The sequence below is a fragment of the Chitinophaga lutea genome, assembly GCF_003813775.1.
Taxonomy (GTDB): Bacteria; Bacteroidota; Bacteroidia; order Chitinophagales; family Chitinophagaceae; genus Chitinophaga; species Chitinophaga lutea.
The window spans coordinates 266,744-282,937 of record NZ_RPDH01000002.1; the positions used below are offsets into that span (position 1 = coordinate 266,744).

The following is a 16,194-nucleotide window of genomic DNA, read 5'->3' on the forward strand; positions in this document are numbered from 1 at the left end:
CTGATACACGCCATCCGCGGTATCGAAATCACATTCAACCAAAATAAGTTAAACAGCAGATTTAACAGGACAGCAAACCGACAGACAACCAGAAGAAGCATCCCTGAATACCCCTTCAGGATCATCACAATGAGAGACGACAGGCCCTTTAACTTACTTGAGCGAATATCCGTTCTTGCCATTTATTGTTTGATTGAAGCGTACCCGCAAATTCAACAGCTCTACATGCATCTCCTGTACCGTGCCGCACATCGCAATAAAGCCTCCGGGAGCATACATGACTGTTAACCGGCCTGCCGAAACACCTGTGGAACGCTGCGCATCGTCCGTCGGAAACCTGCCCGCCCGATATCCGGAGCGAACAGCACATAAATGCCTCCGGCCGCCTGCAACCCTTTTATTCAACTACCAAAAATATCTGCCATCATGCGAAAAAAGTTTACACAATTCCCCGGCATTTGCTATGCAGCCTTTGCCAGCCATGCGTGGGTACCGCTTTTCAGCGCCCTCGTACTGCTGTGCGGAACGGCTGCGGCGCATCCGGGGCACGGCACTCTCACATACGGTGATGTATCCGCCACCGTACTCGACCTGCGCGGCACTGTTACAAATGAAAGAGGCGAAATCCTCATCGGCGCCAGTGTCAAGATCAAAGGCACCAACCAGGGCGCCGTTACCGATGCCGGCGGGGTGTTCGTACTGCGCAACCTCGCGCCCGGCGCCGTACTGGTGATTTCCATGATCGGCTATGACACCCGGGAATACACCGTTCCTGCCAACGCCACCAATGTAACCATCGTTCTGTCTGACCAGCGGGCCATGGAAGAAGTGGTGATCACCGGTTACCAGACGCTCAAACGAATCGACTACGCGGGCGCCGCCACCACCATTAAAGCGAAAGACGTGAAAGTGCCGAGCCTCGGCACGCTGGACAAAATGCTCCAGGGCCAGGTGGCCGGCGTATCCATCCAGAATACCTCGGCGGTTTTCGGAACAGCCCCCAAGATAAGAGTGCGCGGCAGCGCGTCCATCAGCGGCATCAACGAGCCCCTGTGGGTGCTCGACGGTGTGCCGCTCGAAGCACCACTCAACATCGTGCCTTCGGAGCTGTACGCCGGCAACGCGCGTAACCTGCTGGCCAGTGCGCTCTCGAACGTGAACCCGGAAGACATTGAAGACATCACCGTACTGAAAGACGCCACGGCCACCGCCATGTACGGCACCCGCGCAGTGAACGGCGTGATCGTCATCACCACCAAACGGGCCAAGAAAAAGGCGCCGCTTCGGGTGAACTATTCTTTCAACGGCACGCTCAGCCTCAAACCCTCCATCCGCGATTTCGACGTGCTGAACTCGAAAGACCAGATAGAACTGAACCAGGAGCTGGCCACCATCTACGAAAGCGTGTTGCAGAACTTTGCGGCTTCCACTACCGGGCCGCTCACCAAGCTGCAGGATCAATACAACCGGCGCGACATCACCGAACAGCAATACCGCGAAATGCTCCGTGACCTGAAAACCGTCAACACCGACTGGTTCGACGAGCTGTACAAAAACTCCTTCATGCACCAGCATTCCCTCAGCCTGAGCATGGGCGGGAACAAAACTTCCACCCGCCTGTCTTTCAGTTATTATGACGATCCCGGCAAGGTGAAAGGGGAGTATGCGAAAAGATATACGGCCAATCTCGTGAACAACTTCCAGCTCACTGACAAGTTCAACGCTGAGGTCATGCTGAAGTTCGCGCGGAGAGACCAGCGCCAGCCGGGTACCCAGGTGAACCCCTTCACCTACGCCAGGGACGCCAGCCGCGCTTCCAAACCCTATGCGGCCGACGGATCTTATGAATACTACAAAAAAGGATACGCCAACTTCAACATCCTCGAGGAAATCGACAACAACTACATCCTGCTGAAAAGCAACGACTATGCCGCGCAGCTGAACCTAGAATACAAATTCACCCCGCGGCTGAAGGCATCCACGCTTTTCAACATCCGTTATACGAAATCCACCCTGGATGAGATCATGACCGAACGGTCCAATTACGCGGAACAGTTCAGGGCCGATGATTTCCGGATACTGGAAAACAATCCCCGCCTGTATAAAAAACCGGGCTCGCCGGCTTACGAACTGCCGCAGACGGTATTACCCGAAGGAGGCATCCTGGACAAGGAAAACATCGAAGCGAAATACTACACCCTTCGCGGCCAGCTGGAATGGACCGCCATCGAAACAGACAAACACAAACTGGCGCTGATGGGCGGGATGGAAATCACCCAGAACAGACAAAGCACCGACTTTTCGAGGGGGTATGGCTACATGAGCGGCACCAAAACTTTTGCGCCCGCGCCGCTGGCGTACGAAAGGCTGACGGTCACCTCCAACCTCCCCGAAGATGAAAGGCGGATGTACGGTGGCCGCAACCTCCTGCAGGGCACTTCCTCCTACGTGAATGAGTTTACCCGTAATGCGGTGTCTTATTACTCCAGCCTGTCGTACGCCTACAAAGGCCGTTACATCCTGGACGCCTCGCTGAGAAACGACGCCACCAACGTTTCCGGCAGCTCCAGCCGCAACCGCTTCCTGCCCACCTGGGCCGTCGGCGGCGCGTGGAACTTCGGTGAAGAGAGCTTCATGGAACCGGTGAATGACATATTCACCAGCGGCAAGCTGCGCGTGTCTTACGGCCTGAGAGGGAACGCGGGATACCGCGGGCCGGACCTTGTGGCCTATTACGTGAATATCATCCGTGCGTCGTATCCGGACTTCAATACCACCGGCGTACAGATCGTGGAAGCGGAAAACTCCTCCCTGGAGTTTGAAAAGGAATACATGTTCAGCACCGGTATCGACGTTACCCTGGCGAAAGCGGTGGACCTGACTTTCAACTACTACTCCCGGAAAAACTTCGACCTGGTAGGGTACAAACCTGTACAGTCTTCTTCCGGCTACCTCACCAAACTGTTCAACTGGGCAGACATGAAGAACGAAGGCATCGAAGCCTCCGTTAATATCCGCCCCGTCAAGATCGCGGGAGACTTCAGCTGGTCGGGCATGGTGAATGTGGGCTATAACCGGAACGAGGTGCTGTCCGACTATCAGGGCAATAACCCCTCCGTATTCGACGCGACCGTTTCCGAAGGTTACGCATTGAAAGGGAAGCCGCTCACCGGGCTGTATTCGTTCCGTTTCAAGGATCTCGATGAGCGCGGCCTCGCGCAGTATTACAATGGAAAGGGCGAAACCGTCATGGGGTTTGCCGAAAGTAACCGCGACCTGGTGAACATCTCTTACCAGGGCAGCCGCGACCCGATGTACTCCGGCGGCTTTACGTCCAACTTCATGTATAAAGACTTCCTGCTTGGCGTATCGTTCGTGTTCAACGCTGGGCACGTGGTGCGGAAGGCGGACTTCTACCGAGGCGGATCCCTCTCAAGCCTGTACCGCGACGATAAAAACGTGCCCGGCGACTTCGCTTACCGCTGGCGCGCCCGCGGCGACGAACAGTATACCGACATTCCCCGGCTGCTCATGCGGGAAGACATCAACGACTACAACAACCTCGGTTTCTTCGACGCGTCCATCTTCGGTACTTACAACCGGTCAGACATCCGGACCATTAACGCTTCCTACCTGCGCCTGCGCAACATCATCCTGCAATACAACTTTTCAAAGTTCGCGAAGCAGTGGAAGATGCAGAACCTCACCGCAGGGCTCGAAGCATCCAACCTGGCTGTTTTCGCCTCCAAAAGGTTCCATGGCATGGACCCGGAAACATTGCTGACCGGCCTCAATATGCCGCCGGTCAAGTCGTTTACGCTCAGCCTGTCCGCCACCTTCTGAAACCATAAAAAAGAACACCATGTTGCATCATCATAACATCAAAAGATATTTACTCGCAGGCTTGCTCCTGGCATCGGTCGCCATCGCATCCTGTTCCAAATTCCTGGAGGAACCGGTGGATAACCGGACGCTGATCGTCACCATACCGGATATGGAAAAAACGCTCAACCAGCTGTTGCCGTATTCGGATCATCATTTCACCGACCTGATGTCTGACGACTATATTTTCCGGGATCTTGCGGGGCATAACGTGGAAGAGGCGGTAGAACAGCTGCTGCCCATCTTCGAGTTCACCATTACCCGGGAGTCCATGTCCGCCACCCGCTTCCTCAGCAGCGGCTTCAACCCCGTGACCGCTTTCCGGCGGTATTATAATTGCATCATTAACTCGCTGCTCGTCCAGAAAAAAGCGGAGGAATACAAGGCTACTTCGGATGGTGAAGCAAAGAGCATCGCCGCCATCAAAGGAAAGGCAAAGGCCATCCGGGCGTATTGTAATTATATGCTGGTGAATTTATTCGCCAAACAATACAATCCCGCCACCGCCGACGCCGATGCAGGCGTACCGTTCGTTGAGCAATACAGCGGCGAGCCGGTAGTGCCTTATACGAGGGTCAGCGTAAAGAGAATGTACGATGCCGTTGAGCAGGACCTCCTCGCCGCTCTCGACCTGGTAGCAGACACAGAGGCGAGCAACGCGCAATTCACATTCAGTAAAAACGCCATCCTTGCGTTGCTGGCGCGGGTGTACCTGAATAAAAGAGACTGGGACAACAGCATCAAATACGCCACACTCTTGCTGCAACGCAGGAATGTACCGCTGAACGTCGGCAAGCTGCGCACCGAGATCACCGACTATGCGCAGTATTCCAGCAGCTATTTCAATCCCGCCAACCCTGCCTACATCCTGATGGGCAACAATACCTACCAGTTGCTGGCTTATTTCTGGATGGGGATGTACCCTTATCCGGCCAGGCAGGTTATGATGGCGAACGGCGCGGACGACAACAATGATTACATTATCCAGACCAGTGCGCTGTTCAACGATTTTGTACCGCAGAAGCTCATGGAGTTCCTGGCGCAGACGACCCGCAACGGCAATATGCCGCTGCTGACGGTCGACGAGGTTTTCTTCAACCGTGCCGAAGCCGATATCCAGAAAAACAACGGGCTCACGGCGGCATCGCGCGCCGACCTGACCGTGCTGATCCGCAACCAGAACTTTTCGCTGAGCACACAGAACAACAAAATCAGCCAGCTCAACGGGATAACCACCAGGCAGGCCGCCATCGACTTCCTGCTGCTGATCAAACGCATCCGCTTCTCGAGTGAGGGCATGCGCTGGTTCGACATACGGCGGCATTCGTTACCGGTGGAACACACGGGCCGTTCCGGCGTCTACAAAATCGACGGAACCAAACCCGAGGCATATGTCATCCAGCTGCCTACGGAGGAAATCACCCGGAATCCCGGTCTTAACTAATCAATCGCTGAACTTAAATTATTGGCAATGTATAATTATAAAATTCCCGCATTTGTACTGGCTGCGCTGCTGATGGTGCTGACCGCCTGCCGGAAAGACGAAGCGCCGCTCTCGGCCGAAGTAGACCCGCCACCCACATTCGATACCCGCACACCGCTGGGTGTAAAGCAGAAAGAGATGTTCGACAAGTACGGGGTGCTGTTCGAATACAAATGGAACCGCTTCGCCTATGCGCCCAACGTGGTGGCCAATCCCGCGCGGATAGAGGATGTGCTGCCGTATATGGAGCTGATGGACGAGCTTTTCTTTAAAGCGATGGACTCCGTGGCCGGGCCGGGCCTCACTTCCGTGAAGGAAACGCCGGTAAGGATCCTGCTCATCGGCAACGGTCTCAATTACGGCGGTTCGGAAGACTTCGGGGAATCTACCGCTGGCCAGGCAGGCAACATCCAGCCTAACCGCCTTACCCTGGGTGGATTGACGCCTTTCGGGGAAGTATTGCGGGCCGTGGGGCCGGATGCGGATGCGGAGTATTTCAAGGCGATCTACGATACCGCGCCTTCCAGCTTCCCGGCGGATGCGGGCCTCATCGGTTTCATCTATCATGAGTACACCCATTACCTCGATAGCAAGCATCAGATCCCCACAGGTTTTGAAAAACCCTCCAAGGTGGAATACCTTCGCGGCTCCAACCAGTACAGGCGGGTAACATATCCGGAAGCGATCTCCAAAGGTTTCTACATACCCTACGGCATGCAGAATGAACATGAAGATTTCGCTACGTATGTGCAGACGATTATCTGGAAGTCGGACGCGGAGATGCAATCCGTTTACAATACGAACGACACGACCCGCGCCAAATACCAGCTGGTCAGCAAATATTTTGCGGACCTGCGCATACCCATCACGGCGTTACGGAACTACCTGACTAAACCGTCGGTAAAGGCCCGCCTGCTGGCGCTGAAAAGAAAATATGAATAATGATTTTTCATCCTCATACGGTTATTATGAACAAGCCATATAAAATATTCAACAAACAGGCAACGGTATGGATGCTGGCGGCAGTACTGGCCTTCGCGGCCGTTTCGTGCCAGAAGGACCTGGATTACAGCCGCCCGCCGGGGGCCAATACCTTTGAAGGGGATAAAACCAATACCTTCAGAATCCTCACCAGCAGTGAAGACTCGCTCTGGGCCTGGAACATGCCGCTCAGTTTATTCGGAACGGAGTTTCCTTCCATGCTGCTCCAGTTTTTCACCGATTCTACCGCCAATGTGTACGCGGTGGCCCGTCGCGGTATCGTACCGGATCTGCAGTGGCTGCGAAGCTCCGGAACGTTGACAGCCGGGCAGTCCTCCCAGGTGCTGCAACTGATCAACGCGTTCAGCGGCATAAACGATTACACTCTCCGGGATCTGCTGGAGGATCCGCAGAACATCAACTTCAAGAACGCGCTCCTGGTATATCTGCCGAACTATGAATACTTCAATTCGCTGCTCCTTGGCCTCCAGGAACAGGGCGCCGCTTTTGACATGAACGGACCGGTGCAGTTAAGCCTCACCTTCCACAACGCCCAGTTCCTTTCCGAACTGAAGGCGCTCGGCGGACTGGACTTCGACTTCCGGGTGATGGGCGTTACGCCGGACAGTGTGGCGCTGGACGGGTATTACGGCAACGATGTGAATAAGCTGTCCAGCCTGCATAAGGTCATCGACATGAACCCGATCAACTTCATCAACAGCTCCCGCGTCACCATCGCCGTCAACCCCCTGAAAGCGAAAGTGGCCATGCGAACCGGTGGTACGCTGGTGCCTACGCCGGCAGGCTATACTTCGGGGATTGATTTCTTCTACAGAACATTCAACCAGGCCTTCGACAGCAAGGCAGGATATGGGTACAAACCGAACGGAAAGGGCGCCGCCGTGATGCCCGATGTGCTGAAGACGGCCAAAATCCTTACTGTTAAAAGCGTCATCGCCACATCCCCGGTCACAGCACCCGTAGGCACGGTGATCATGACGATGACGGTGGTGAATGTGGATGGCAGCGTGAAGGAGGTGGAATTTGTGAAGAATTGACGCATAGGAAAGACCTGCTTTTCTTGATACAAAAAAGCCGTCCTTTCAACAGGACGGCTTTTTTATGAGCAGGGGAGAAGCCCTATTTTTCAGCCGGTTTCTTGAACCCGTCTTTCTCCGCTTTCGCGGCCATGGTGTTCATTCTTTTCTCGGTATCCGGGTGCGATGAAAACAGCTGCGCGCCTTTTTTCTTTTTATCGCCTCCGCCGGCATCCTGCGATGCTTTCAGGAGTTTTCCAAAGGCGGTGGACATGCCCCAGGGATTCAGTTTGCTTTTTTTCAGGAACTCATATCCGTAATCGTCCGCCTGGCTTTCCTGGCCGCGGGAATACGCCGAATTCGCCACGGCTTCGCCGAGGTCGCCCAGCTGGGAACTGCTCAGGGCACCGGCTGCGCCACCCTGGGAGGAAACGCCTTCCTTCAGTGCGGAGGTCATCAGCGCCGTGCGGAAAGCGTCTTTGGAATCCTTGTTTTTCACGTGGCCGATCTCGTGGCCTACCACGCCCATCAGCTCATCGTCCGTCATCGTTTCCATCAGGCCCGCGCATACGCGTACGCTGCCGTCGGCGCAGGCAAAGGCGTTGATGTCTCTTACCAGGTATACTTTGTAGTTGAGAGCGAGGCCGTCGTAGTTAGTGAGGCCGGCGGTCAGTTTCTGCAGGCGCTTCGCCAGGGGATCGTCTGCCGGGGCAACGGGGTTGTTTTCATCCATCCACTGGATGTATTCCTTCGTGTATTTGATCACTTCGTCGTCAGACAAAGTAGCGGCCTTCACGGCTTTCGCGCCGGCGCCGATGGACTTGGTGTTCAGTTTTAACTGGGCGTTAGCGGACAATGAAAGGGTGGTGGCGCATAAAATGGCCATCCATGGGCGAACAGATGCAAACATATAGTCGTCTTTTTTTGTGAGAAATGAATTACAGGTTCAACAAATTTTATCGTGCCGCAAATATAGGAAATCCGGATAAAATTCTCGTTTTCAATACATTTTCAATTCATTTTATCCAGTTCTCCGTATCCCTAAACTACTGGTATTCCGGTATAGGCCGGGATATTCTTTTCGAGTAATTTTATGCCCGGATGGTATGGTTATGAAGTACATGTATTTACGTATATTTGATTACGTTATCGAAGGAACCAAAATAATAACGCTGACGGAACGGATAAGAATCATACGTACCTATAACGGAAACCGATGAAATGCAGATAAAGTGTTGTAGCCCGGAAGTTAACCTGGTGTTGGCGGCAACAAGCCGTATTCCAAGCGCTAGTGAATAGTTATCTATGAATGTGATGCCTCATCGGCATTTTTAACCTGTGCATCATATGCCTGCCAATATGATCGTGCGGCGCTACGCGTGCCGTGCATAATTCAATCATTTTTTGAACCAAAATCACGCTCATTCATGAAAAAGACACTATTCTTAATGATGCTCGTGCTGGTGAACGCCTCGATGGCGCTTGCGCAGACGCGAACGGTCCGGGGGAAAATCAGGGACGCCCAGACGGGCGACGGGATCCCCGGCGTAACGGTCACCATCAAGGGAAGCTCCAGCGGAACGCTTTCCGGGGGCGACGGAACATTCAAACTCGATGCGTCCCCGCAGGACGTACTGGTTTTTTCCTCCATCGGTTTTGTAACACAGGAACAATCCGCTGCCAGCACGGAGCTCGACATCCGGCTGGTGACCAGCCGGCGTGAATTATCCGAGATTGTTGTAACCGGCCAGGGTATCGGTGTGGAAAAACGCCGTTTGTCCACCACCGTTGAAACGATCAGCGCAAAAGACATCAAAGCCGCACCCGCAGGCCAGCTGGATCAGCTGCTCGCGGGTAAGCTGCCCGGTGCGCAGATCCGTCTGAACTCCGGCCAGCCTGGCACCGCCTCCCTCATCCGCAGCCGCGGTATCGTATCCGCCTATTCATCCACTACACCGGTAATTTATGTGGACGGCGTTCGGGTAGACAACCTGAATACCGCTCCGGCCCTCAGCCTCGAAACAGGCGGCGCACAAAGTAGCGCCATCGCAGACATTCCCATTGAAAACATCGAGCGCGTGGAATTCATCAAAGGCGGCGCCGCCACCACGCTCTACGGCTCCGACGCGGCCAATGGCGTACTGCAGATCTTCACCAAAAAAGGATCCGCCATGCGGCCCGAACTGGACTTCGAAGTGAAACTCGGCGGCACCAAAGGCACCGAAGATTATCTGCACTTCAAAGAAACAGCCGACGTACTGTTCCGCACCGGGCTGTACCAGAACTACCGCATTGGCCTGTCAGGCGGCTCAGACAGGGTGACGTACAGCTTCTCCGGCAGCTTTGGCCAGGACGACGGCTTCCGCCCCGCGAACCAGCAGAAACGCTATAACTTCCGTTCCACCGTTTCCGCGAAGGTGAACAAGATCCTGACGTACACCGGCTCGCTCGGTTTCTCCGCCAACCAGTTCTTCCGCGACCAGAACGCCAACTCGTCTTACGGCGTATTCGGCAACCTCGAAACCGGCGCGTACGGCGAACTGAACAAGTTCAACAAAACCAAGCTCGACAGTATCAAACGCGCCATCATCGACCCGATCATGGCCAACGTGTACCAGCGTGAAACCGTTCACCGCTTCCAGACCAGCCAGGCATTCACCGCGCAGATCCTGGAGAACCTGACGGCGAAGGCTTCTTTCGGTATCGACTACCGCAGCAGCGAACAACTGGGTATTTTCACCAACCGTTATTTGATCGCCCTCGGCGCCGTTCCTCCGGGCACGGATAACCAGGGCTCGATCGATGTGTTCAACAGGAACTTCCTCGGCCTCACCGGCGATTTCAATATCCAGCACAAAGGCCGTGCAAACGACTTCTCATTTATCAGTACACTGGGCGGGCAGGCATTCAGAAACATCGATAAACAGAATGCACTTCACGGCGTGAACGTGGTAGACGGTTCCCGTTCTGTGAACAACTCCGGTAAAACCACCGCGGAAGACTATGAGCTGACCGTGACCAACTATGGTTTTTATGTAGCGGAAAACATCGGCTTTAAAGACAAACTTTTCCTGGAAATGGGCTTGCGCATGGATGCGAACTCTGCATTCGGCGACAATATCGGCAACCAGTTCTATCCGAAAATCGGTATGTCGTACGACCTCGCCGCGGAGAATTTCATTGCCAATTCACTTCCCGTTGTTTCGCAATTGAGGTTCAGGGCCAACTATGGTAAGGCCGGTTTGTTCCCACCGCCGTTCAGCCACCAGCGGACCATCACCGGCCGGCCGTTCCTGGCAGGAGCGGGCTTTAGCCTCGGCCAGCCGGGCAACACGGACCTGGAGCCTGAAAAAGTGGCCACTGTCGAAGGCGGCTTGGATCTGGGTTTCCTCAACAACCGCTTCACACTGTCGGCCACCTACTACCAGGCCAAAACGGAAGGCGCATTGTTCAACGCACCGTACACGCCTTCAGCAGGCCTGATCACCCAACTCCGCAACATCGGCGCGATTTCCAACAAAGGATGGGAGTTCGCTTCGGTATTGACCGTGCTGGACAAGAAGGATTTCAGTCTTCGTTTGAACGCATCTTACAACCTGCTGTCTGAAAGCGTGGTGACTTCCAACGGTGGCACACCGCAGTTCTCTATCGGCGGGTTTACCTTCCTGGGCTCATTCGTGGACGTAAACAAACCGGTGGGTTTCCTGAAGGGCAACAGGCCTACGTTTGATAAAGACGGTAAGATGACCAGCTCGGAAGCCAACGCCAACCTGGGCTCGCCCATTCCGAAACACTCCGGCTCCGTAGGGCTTTCCTTTACCTTCAAACAACGCCTCACCCTGTATGCCAATGGCGATTACCAGTCAGGCGCGTATGGCGTGAATGTGGACGAAGTGCTGCGTTTCTTCAACGGGTTGTCTGACGATCGTATCCCCGAAGCATCCCGCGACGAGAGTTTCTTCGACCTCGCAGGCGTTTGGGTGGAAAAAACCAACTACTTCAAGGTGCGCAACATTTCCCTCAATTACCAGGTGCCCGAGAAATATGTAGACAGGGTGTTTAAAGGCCTGGAAGTAGGTTTCATGATCACCAATCCCATCAACATCTACTCTTCCAAATTCGACCCTGAAGTAACCGGTTCCGGCGCGAACATCCAGAACGGTTTGACGGTAGGTGGTTTCGGCTTCGGTACGGAATCATCACCCAGGCAATTTATCGGTACCCTCAGAGTTAAATTATAATCATGGCAATTATGAAAACGAAAATATTAGCATTGACGATGGCCGCCGCGGCAGTGTTCAGCAGCGGTTGCAGCCTGCTCGACCCGACGGAAGTGGTGAACCCGAACCTGACGGAAGATGATCTGAGAGACAAAGGACTGCTCACCATGAAACCATGGCTGGGCGGTATGGCCCGCAACCTGGCGCTGGCTTATAACGAGATCGTGACACCCAACGAAATTCTCTCGGACAACTATGCCAACACAAAAACCTACTATAACCAGGCGTTTGATTTTCCGAGGATGAACGTAGCGGATGCAGACATCAACGATCTGATCCAATACCTGTCCCGCCTGCGGTCAAACGCCGTGTATGGCCTGGAAGTAGTGAAACCGGCAGATCCTACCGCTACCCCCAGTGAAGAGGCCGAACTCTATTTTTACAAAGGGCTCTCGCACCTCTGGACCGCCGAATTATTTGTGAGTGCGCCGGTAGTGGGCGACGGGAAACCCGTGCCGCCGGCCGAACAATTCGACTCCGCCATCGTTAATTTCAAGAAAGCGCTGGCGCTGTCTACCGACGGAGACCTGAAAACCGGCTACAACATTGTACTGGCCAGGGCGTATTATTACCTCGGCGACAAGGCCAATGCTCGGAAATATGCGGCAGATGCTATTGCCAGCAACAACCGGTATGTGAGATCGGTGGCATTCGACCCGGTGAACACGTTCACGCCCGCGATCAGCAACATTTTGCAGGACGCCATGTACAGAAGGGGCACGTTCGACGACCTGCAGCCCCTGCCGCGTCTCGACTTCCTGGATCCGAAATGTTATACCATTTCCAGCAGTGAAGACTCACCCATTCCGCTGGCTAAAATCGAAGAAGCCTATCTTATCCTGGCTGAAGCCGATGTAGCGGACAACCAGCTGCCTGCGGCGCTCAACCGGGTGAAAGACCTGATCGGTGTGGTCAACACCCGCAACAAGGCTACTTTCGACGACCAGGCAGAAGGCCGTGATGAAAGTAATCCCGGCTCGCGCCCGAACGTTGCTACCGTACGCGTAGCCGCGAGCGCAGGTGAGCCCCTGATTGCCGGCCTCGTGCTCGACCGGGGTGCGCCCATGGTGACGGTGCCCGTTATTTCCGGCACCTCCATCAACGCCGCCAATGTGACCGCTGCTAACTACCCCACCGTAGACGCAGTACTCGAGCTGATCTACCTGCTGCGCCAGGAAATATTCATCGGTGAGGGGAGACGTGCCGTTGATCTTGGTTTCCGCTACCCGGTTTCTTTCAACGAAATCGTGAGCAACCCGAACATCGAAAACGGCGACCCTGCCACAGTAGGCCGCATCCCGGCATTTATTCCCAAAAACAAGGAAATGGACGCCTTTACCTACGACAAGGCCGCTGGTACCTGCACCATCAAACACAACATGAACAAAGTGATCGTAACCAACAAAGCCTCCGCTGAGGTAGTTCCTTTCTTCTAAATAAGCATGACTGAGCAGGGCGTGCCGGTTCTCCGGCACGCCCATTTTTATGCCCGCAACCGCAGCTTTGAAACTGATCTTGCCGGTCTGCACATTTAGTGTAGATTTGGAACCAGAACCGAACATGCACCATATGAGAATAGCGACTTATAACGTGAACGGCGTCAACGGCCGCCTGCCCGTATTGCTCCGCTGGCTGGAAGAAACCACCCCGGATGTTGTTTGCCTGCAGGAGCTGAAAGCCCCGCAGGAGAAATTCCCCGAACAGGCCATCCGCGATGCCGGGTACGATGTGGCCTGGCATGGCCAGAAAAGCTGGAACGGCGTAGCCATCCTCTCCCGCGTGGGCGAGATCAAAGAACTGCGCCGTGCGCTGCCCGGCGACCCGGACGATGTGAACAGCCGCTACATCGAAGCAGTGGTGAACGGCATCCTCATCGGCTGCCTCTACCTGCCCAATGGCAACCCCGCACCAGGCCCCAAATTCGATTATAAGCTCAGCTGGTTCAAACGCCTCATTGCACACTCCAAAGACCTCCTGGCGCAGGACCTGCCCGTGGTGCTCACCGGCGACTACAACGTAATGCCCACCGAGCTCGACGTATACAAACCGGAAAAATGGGTCGACGATGCCCTGTTCCGCCCCGAAACCCGCGCCGCCTTCCATGAACTGGTGGCGCAGGGCTGGACGGACGCCCTCCGCAAACTGTACCCCGATGAAAAAATCTATACCTTCTGGGATTATTTCCGCAACGCCTTCGGCCGCGATGCCGGCCTGCGCATCGACCATTTCCTGCTGAGCCCGCAGCTGGCGCCTCGGCTGAAAAAAGCGGGCGTCGACAAACACGTGCGCGGATGGGAGAAATCGAGCGATCATGCGCCCGTATGGATTGAGTTGAAAGGTTAACGCCGGCGCGTCAGCCAGCAATAGCCGCAGAGGGCAAACAGCGGGAGCGCCTTAGCGGTATTATGTTGTATCCGGGCGTTTGAACAGCAGTGGAGATATCCCGTACAGTTGCTTCTGAAATGCCTGCTGATGGTGTTCAGATTTCATTTCGCGGAGGCAACCCGCACAAAGGCAATCCGCATACCGGGAGGCTATAAAATCCCGTTCCTCCTGCGTTAAAGCCACCGTCGTGCACTGGCAGAGCAGGATGGAGCCTACCTTGCATTCAAAACCGGCCTTACAGCGCGGACAGGACTTTTTTTCGTGTTCACACATACGGAATGAATTTAAGCCTTTACCGGCAAATAGCACCCCATAATTTTGTTGCCTGGAGGCTTTGATTACCCACGAAACATTTCGTACCTTGTTGTACAACCCATAAACCGCCGCTATGCCGACCCGTAAAATATTTTCCACCGCAATGCTTATCATGTGCGCACTCGTGCAGCAGGGGAGTGCACAATCCTTACCCGATTCCCTGGTAAAAAAGATCGATCTGCACTTCAAAAAATGGGATCGTGCCGAAGCACCGGGATGTGTGGTCGGCATCGTGCGGAACGATTCGCTGCTTTACGCAAAGGGCTTCGGCCTGGCCAACCTGGAAAACAGTGTGCCCAATACGACGAAAAGCGTCTATTACATGTGTTCGGTATCCAAACAGTTCGCCGGGTATGCCATCGTTTTACTGGCGCGGCAGGGGAAGGTCAAACTCGATGAAGATATCCGCGTATATCTTCCCTGGATGAACATTCCCGGGAAAAAGATCACCGTCAGGCATCTGCTCAACCACACCAGCGGCATCCGCGACGACATCGGCCTGGCGGCTATTTCAGGGCTCGGTATGGACGGTATGCTGACGCAGGACCTCGCTCTGAACATTCTCAAAAAACAGCGCAGCCTCAACTTTGAGCCCGGCGAGCGATACGCCTATTCCAACTCGAATTACGTGCTGCTGGCGGAAATTGCCGCAACCGCCGCCGGCCAGGATTTCAAATCGTTCACCGACTCGGCCATCTTCAGGCCGCTGGGCATGGCCAGTACCCGTTTTGTGGACCACCCGGAAGAAATGCTGCAGGGAAGGGCCGCTTCTTATTCGTTTGTGCCGTTGGACAAGCGCAGCGGCCGGCGGAACTTTTTCGAGAACAGCTACCAGAACGTATACACGCTGGGCGACGGCGGGCTGTTTACCAGCCTGGAAGACATGTCGAAGTGGGTGATGAATATCTTTTCCCCGAAATCCGGCGACCGGCAGGACATTGCGCAACTGGCGGAAAGAGGCAGGCTCAACAATGGTCAGGAAATCAGTTATGCGCTGGGCATTGCGGTCGACAGCAGCCGGGGGTGGAAACGCTACATCCACAACGGCTCTCTGGCTGGTTACCGCACGCTGGTGGTGGTGTACCCTGATCTGAAAACCGGTTTCATCGTATTCGGCAACGGTGGCGATAATGAAGTGTACGGCAGGGGAGAAAATCTCGCAACGTTTTTTATTCCCGACATCCGCGCGAAGCAGCCCGCATCCACCGCCGCCCGCCGCGATTCCGGCGTCACTTTTCTCACGGACACGAACGCCGTGAAAGCATTCCTGGGCAGTTACATTGCCGACGACGGTTTCCAGGCGCATCTGTCGTTGAAGAAGAACCAGCTTTGGCTGAACGGCGACCTGCTGCTGGTGCCGGAACGGAACGATACCTTTTCGTTATTGCAAAACCCGGCGATACGGTATGCTTTTTTTACCGGAAGCGCCGGTGAACAGGCAGGCGCCGCACTCGTTACGCCCGCTTCTCCCGGTGCCCCGATACAGTTCGCGAAAATGAAAACCACCACGATGCCGCTGCAATCGTTCACAGGCACTTATTATTGCCCGGAGCTGGAGTGCAGCTATGGCATTGCGGAGAAGAACGGCCGGTTGTACCTCACCAGCAACAAACACAACGATGCGTTGATCAGGATGATGGATGACGACCACCTGATAACGGAACATCCCATGCTGGATCATCTGCAGATCAGGAGGGGAGCCGGCAAAAAGATCACCGGTTTCGAGCTGAACAGCCGGCGGATCATGCACCTCGTGTTCAATAAAATCAATTAGAATATTTTTAACATCTTCAAGCCCGCTTAATCCCTAACTTATCGATCAATCTCCCTG

Annotated in this window: 10 protein-coding genes; 8 read left to right on the top strand and 2 right to left on the bottom strand. The window is 54.6% G+C overall.

Going from position 1 to position 16,194, the window contains the following annotated elements; all coding sequences use genetic code 11:
- Positions 1-426 precede the first annotated feature (426 nt).
- Genes EGT74_RS13360 through EGT74_RS13375 form a run of 4 tightly spaced genes read left to right on the top strand, consistent with a single transcriptional unit; the run spans position 427 to position 7,404 of the window.
- Positions 427-3,843, top strand: coding sequence for a SusC/RagA family TonB-linked outer membrane protein (locus tag EGT74_RS13360; RefSeq protein WP_158618133.1), 3,417 nt, complete (start codon positions 427-429; stop codon positions 3,841-3,843).
- Between the two features lie 19 nt (positions 3,844-3,862).
- Entirely contained in the window at positions 3,863-5,326 is a 1,464-nt protein-coding gene (locus EGT74_RS13365) for a RagB/SusD family nutrient uptake outer membrane protein (protein ID WP_123847092.1), read from the top strand.
- Between the two features lie 27 nt (positions 5,327-5,353).
- Positions 5,354-6,307 (top strand): putative zinc-binding metallopeptidase, encoded by a 954-nt coding sequence (locus tag EGT74_RS13370; protein ID WP_123847093.1) that lies wholly within the window; start codon positions 5,354-5,356, stop codon positions 6,305-6,307.
- Positions 6,308-6,333: 26 nt separating this feature from the next.
- Positions 6,334-7,404: a hypothetical protein gene (locus EGT74_RS13375; protein WP_123847094.1), complete on the top strand. Its 1,071-nt coding sequence runs from the start codon at positions 6,334-6,336 to the stop codon at positions 7,402-7,404.
- A gap of 82 nt (positions 7,405-7,486) precedes the next feature.
- On the opposite strand, the gene EGT74_RS13380 is transcribed toward EGT74_RS13375, so the two are convergent.
- Positions 7,487-8,293, bottom strand: a complete 807-nt coding sequence (locus EGT74_RS13380; RefSeq protein WP_220392877.1) for a M48 family metallopeptidase — start codon at positions 8,291-8,293, stop codon at positions 7,487-7,489.
- 517 nt (positions 8,294-8,810) lie between these two features.
- Here EGT74_RS13380 and EGT74_RS13385 point away from each other — a divergent pair.
- The 3 genes from EGT74_RS13385 (at position 8,811) to xth (ending at position 14,006) form a co-directional block, all read left to right on the top strand.
- A complete protein-coding gene (locus EGT74_RS13385) occupies positions 8,811-11,624 on the top strand; it encodes a TonB-dependent receptor domain-containing protein (RefSeq protein ID WP_123847095.1) in 2,814 nt (937 codons plus the stop codon).
- Between the two features lie 2 nt (positions 11,625-11,626).
- Positions 11,627-13,099 carry a RagB/SusD family nutrient uptake outer membrane protein gene (locus tag EGT74_RS13390; protein ID WP_123847096.1) on the top strand — a complete coding sequence of 491 codons (1,473 nt, stop codon included), beginning with the start codon at positions 11,627-11,629 and terminating at the stop codon, positions 13,097-13,099.
- 133 nt (positions 13,100-13,232) lie between these two features.
- Positions 13,233-14,006: an exodeoxyribonuclease III gene (xth, locus tag EGT74_RS13395; protein WP_123847097.1), complete on the top strand. Its 774-nt coding sequence runs from the start codon at positions 13,233-13,235 to the stop codon at positions 14,004-14,006.
- A 60-nt stretch (positions 14,007-14,066) separates the two neighbouring features.
- Here the strand turns inward: xth and EGT74_RS27300 are convergent, their stop codons facing one another.
- Positions 14,067-14,477: a cysteine-rich CWC family protein gene (locus EGT74_RS27300; RefSeq protein WP_317126715.1), complete on the bottom strand. Its 411-nt coding sequence runs from the start codon at positions 14,475-14,477 to the stop codon at positions 14,067-14,069.
- On the opposite strand from EGT74_RS27300, the gene EGT74_RS13405 reads away from it, so the two are divergent.
- Positions 14,437-16,137, top strand: coding sequence for a serine hydrolase domain-containing protein (locus tag EGT74_RS13405; protein ID WP_123847098.1), 1,701 nt, complete (start codon positions 14,437-14,439; stop codon positions 16,135-16,137). The genes EGT74_RS27300 and EGT74_RS13405 overlap by 41 nt on opposite strands.
- Positions 16,138-16,194: the final 57 nt, after the last annotated feature.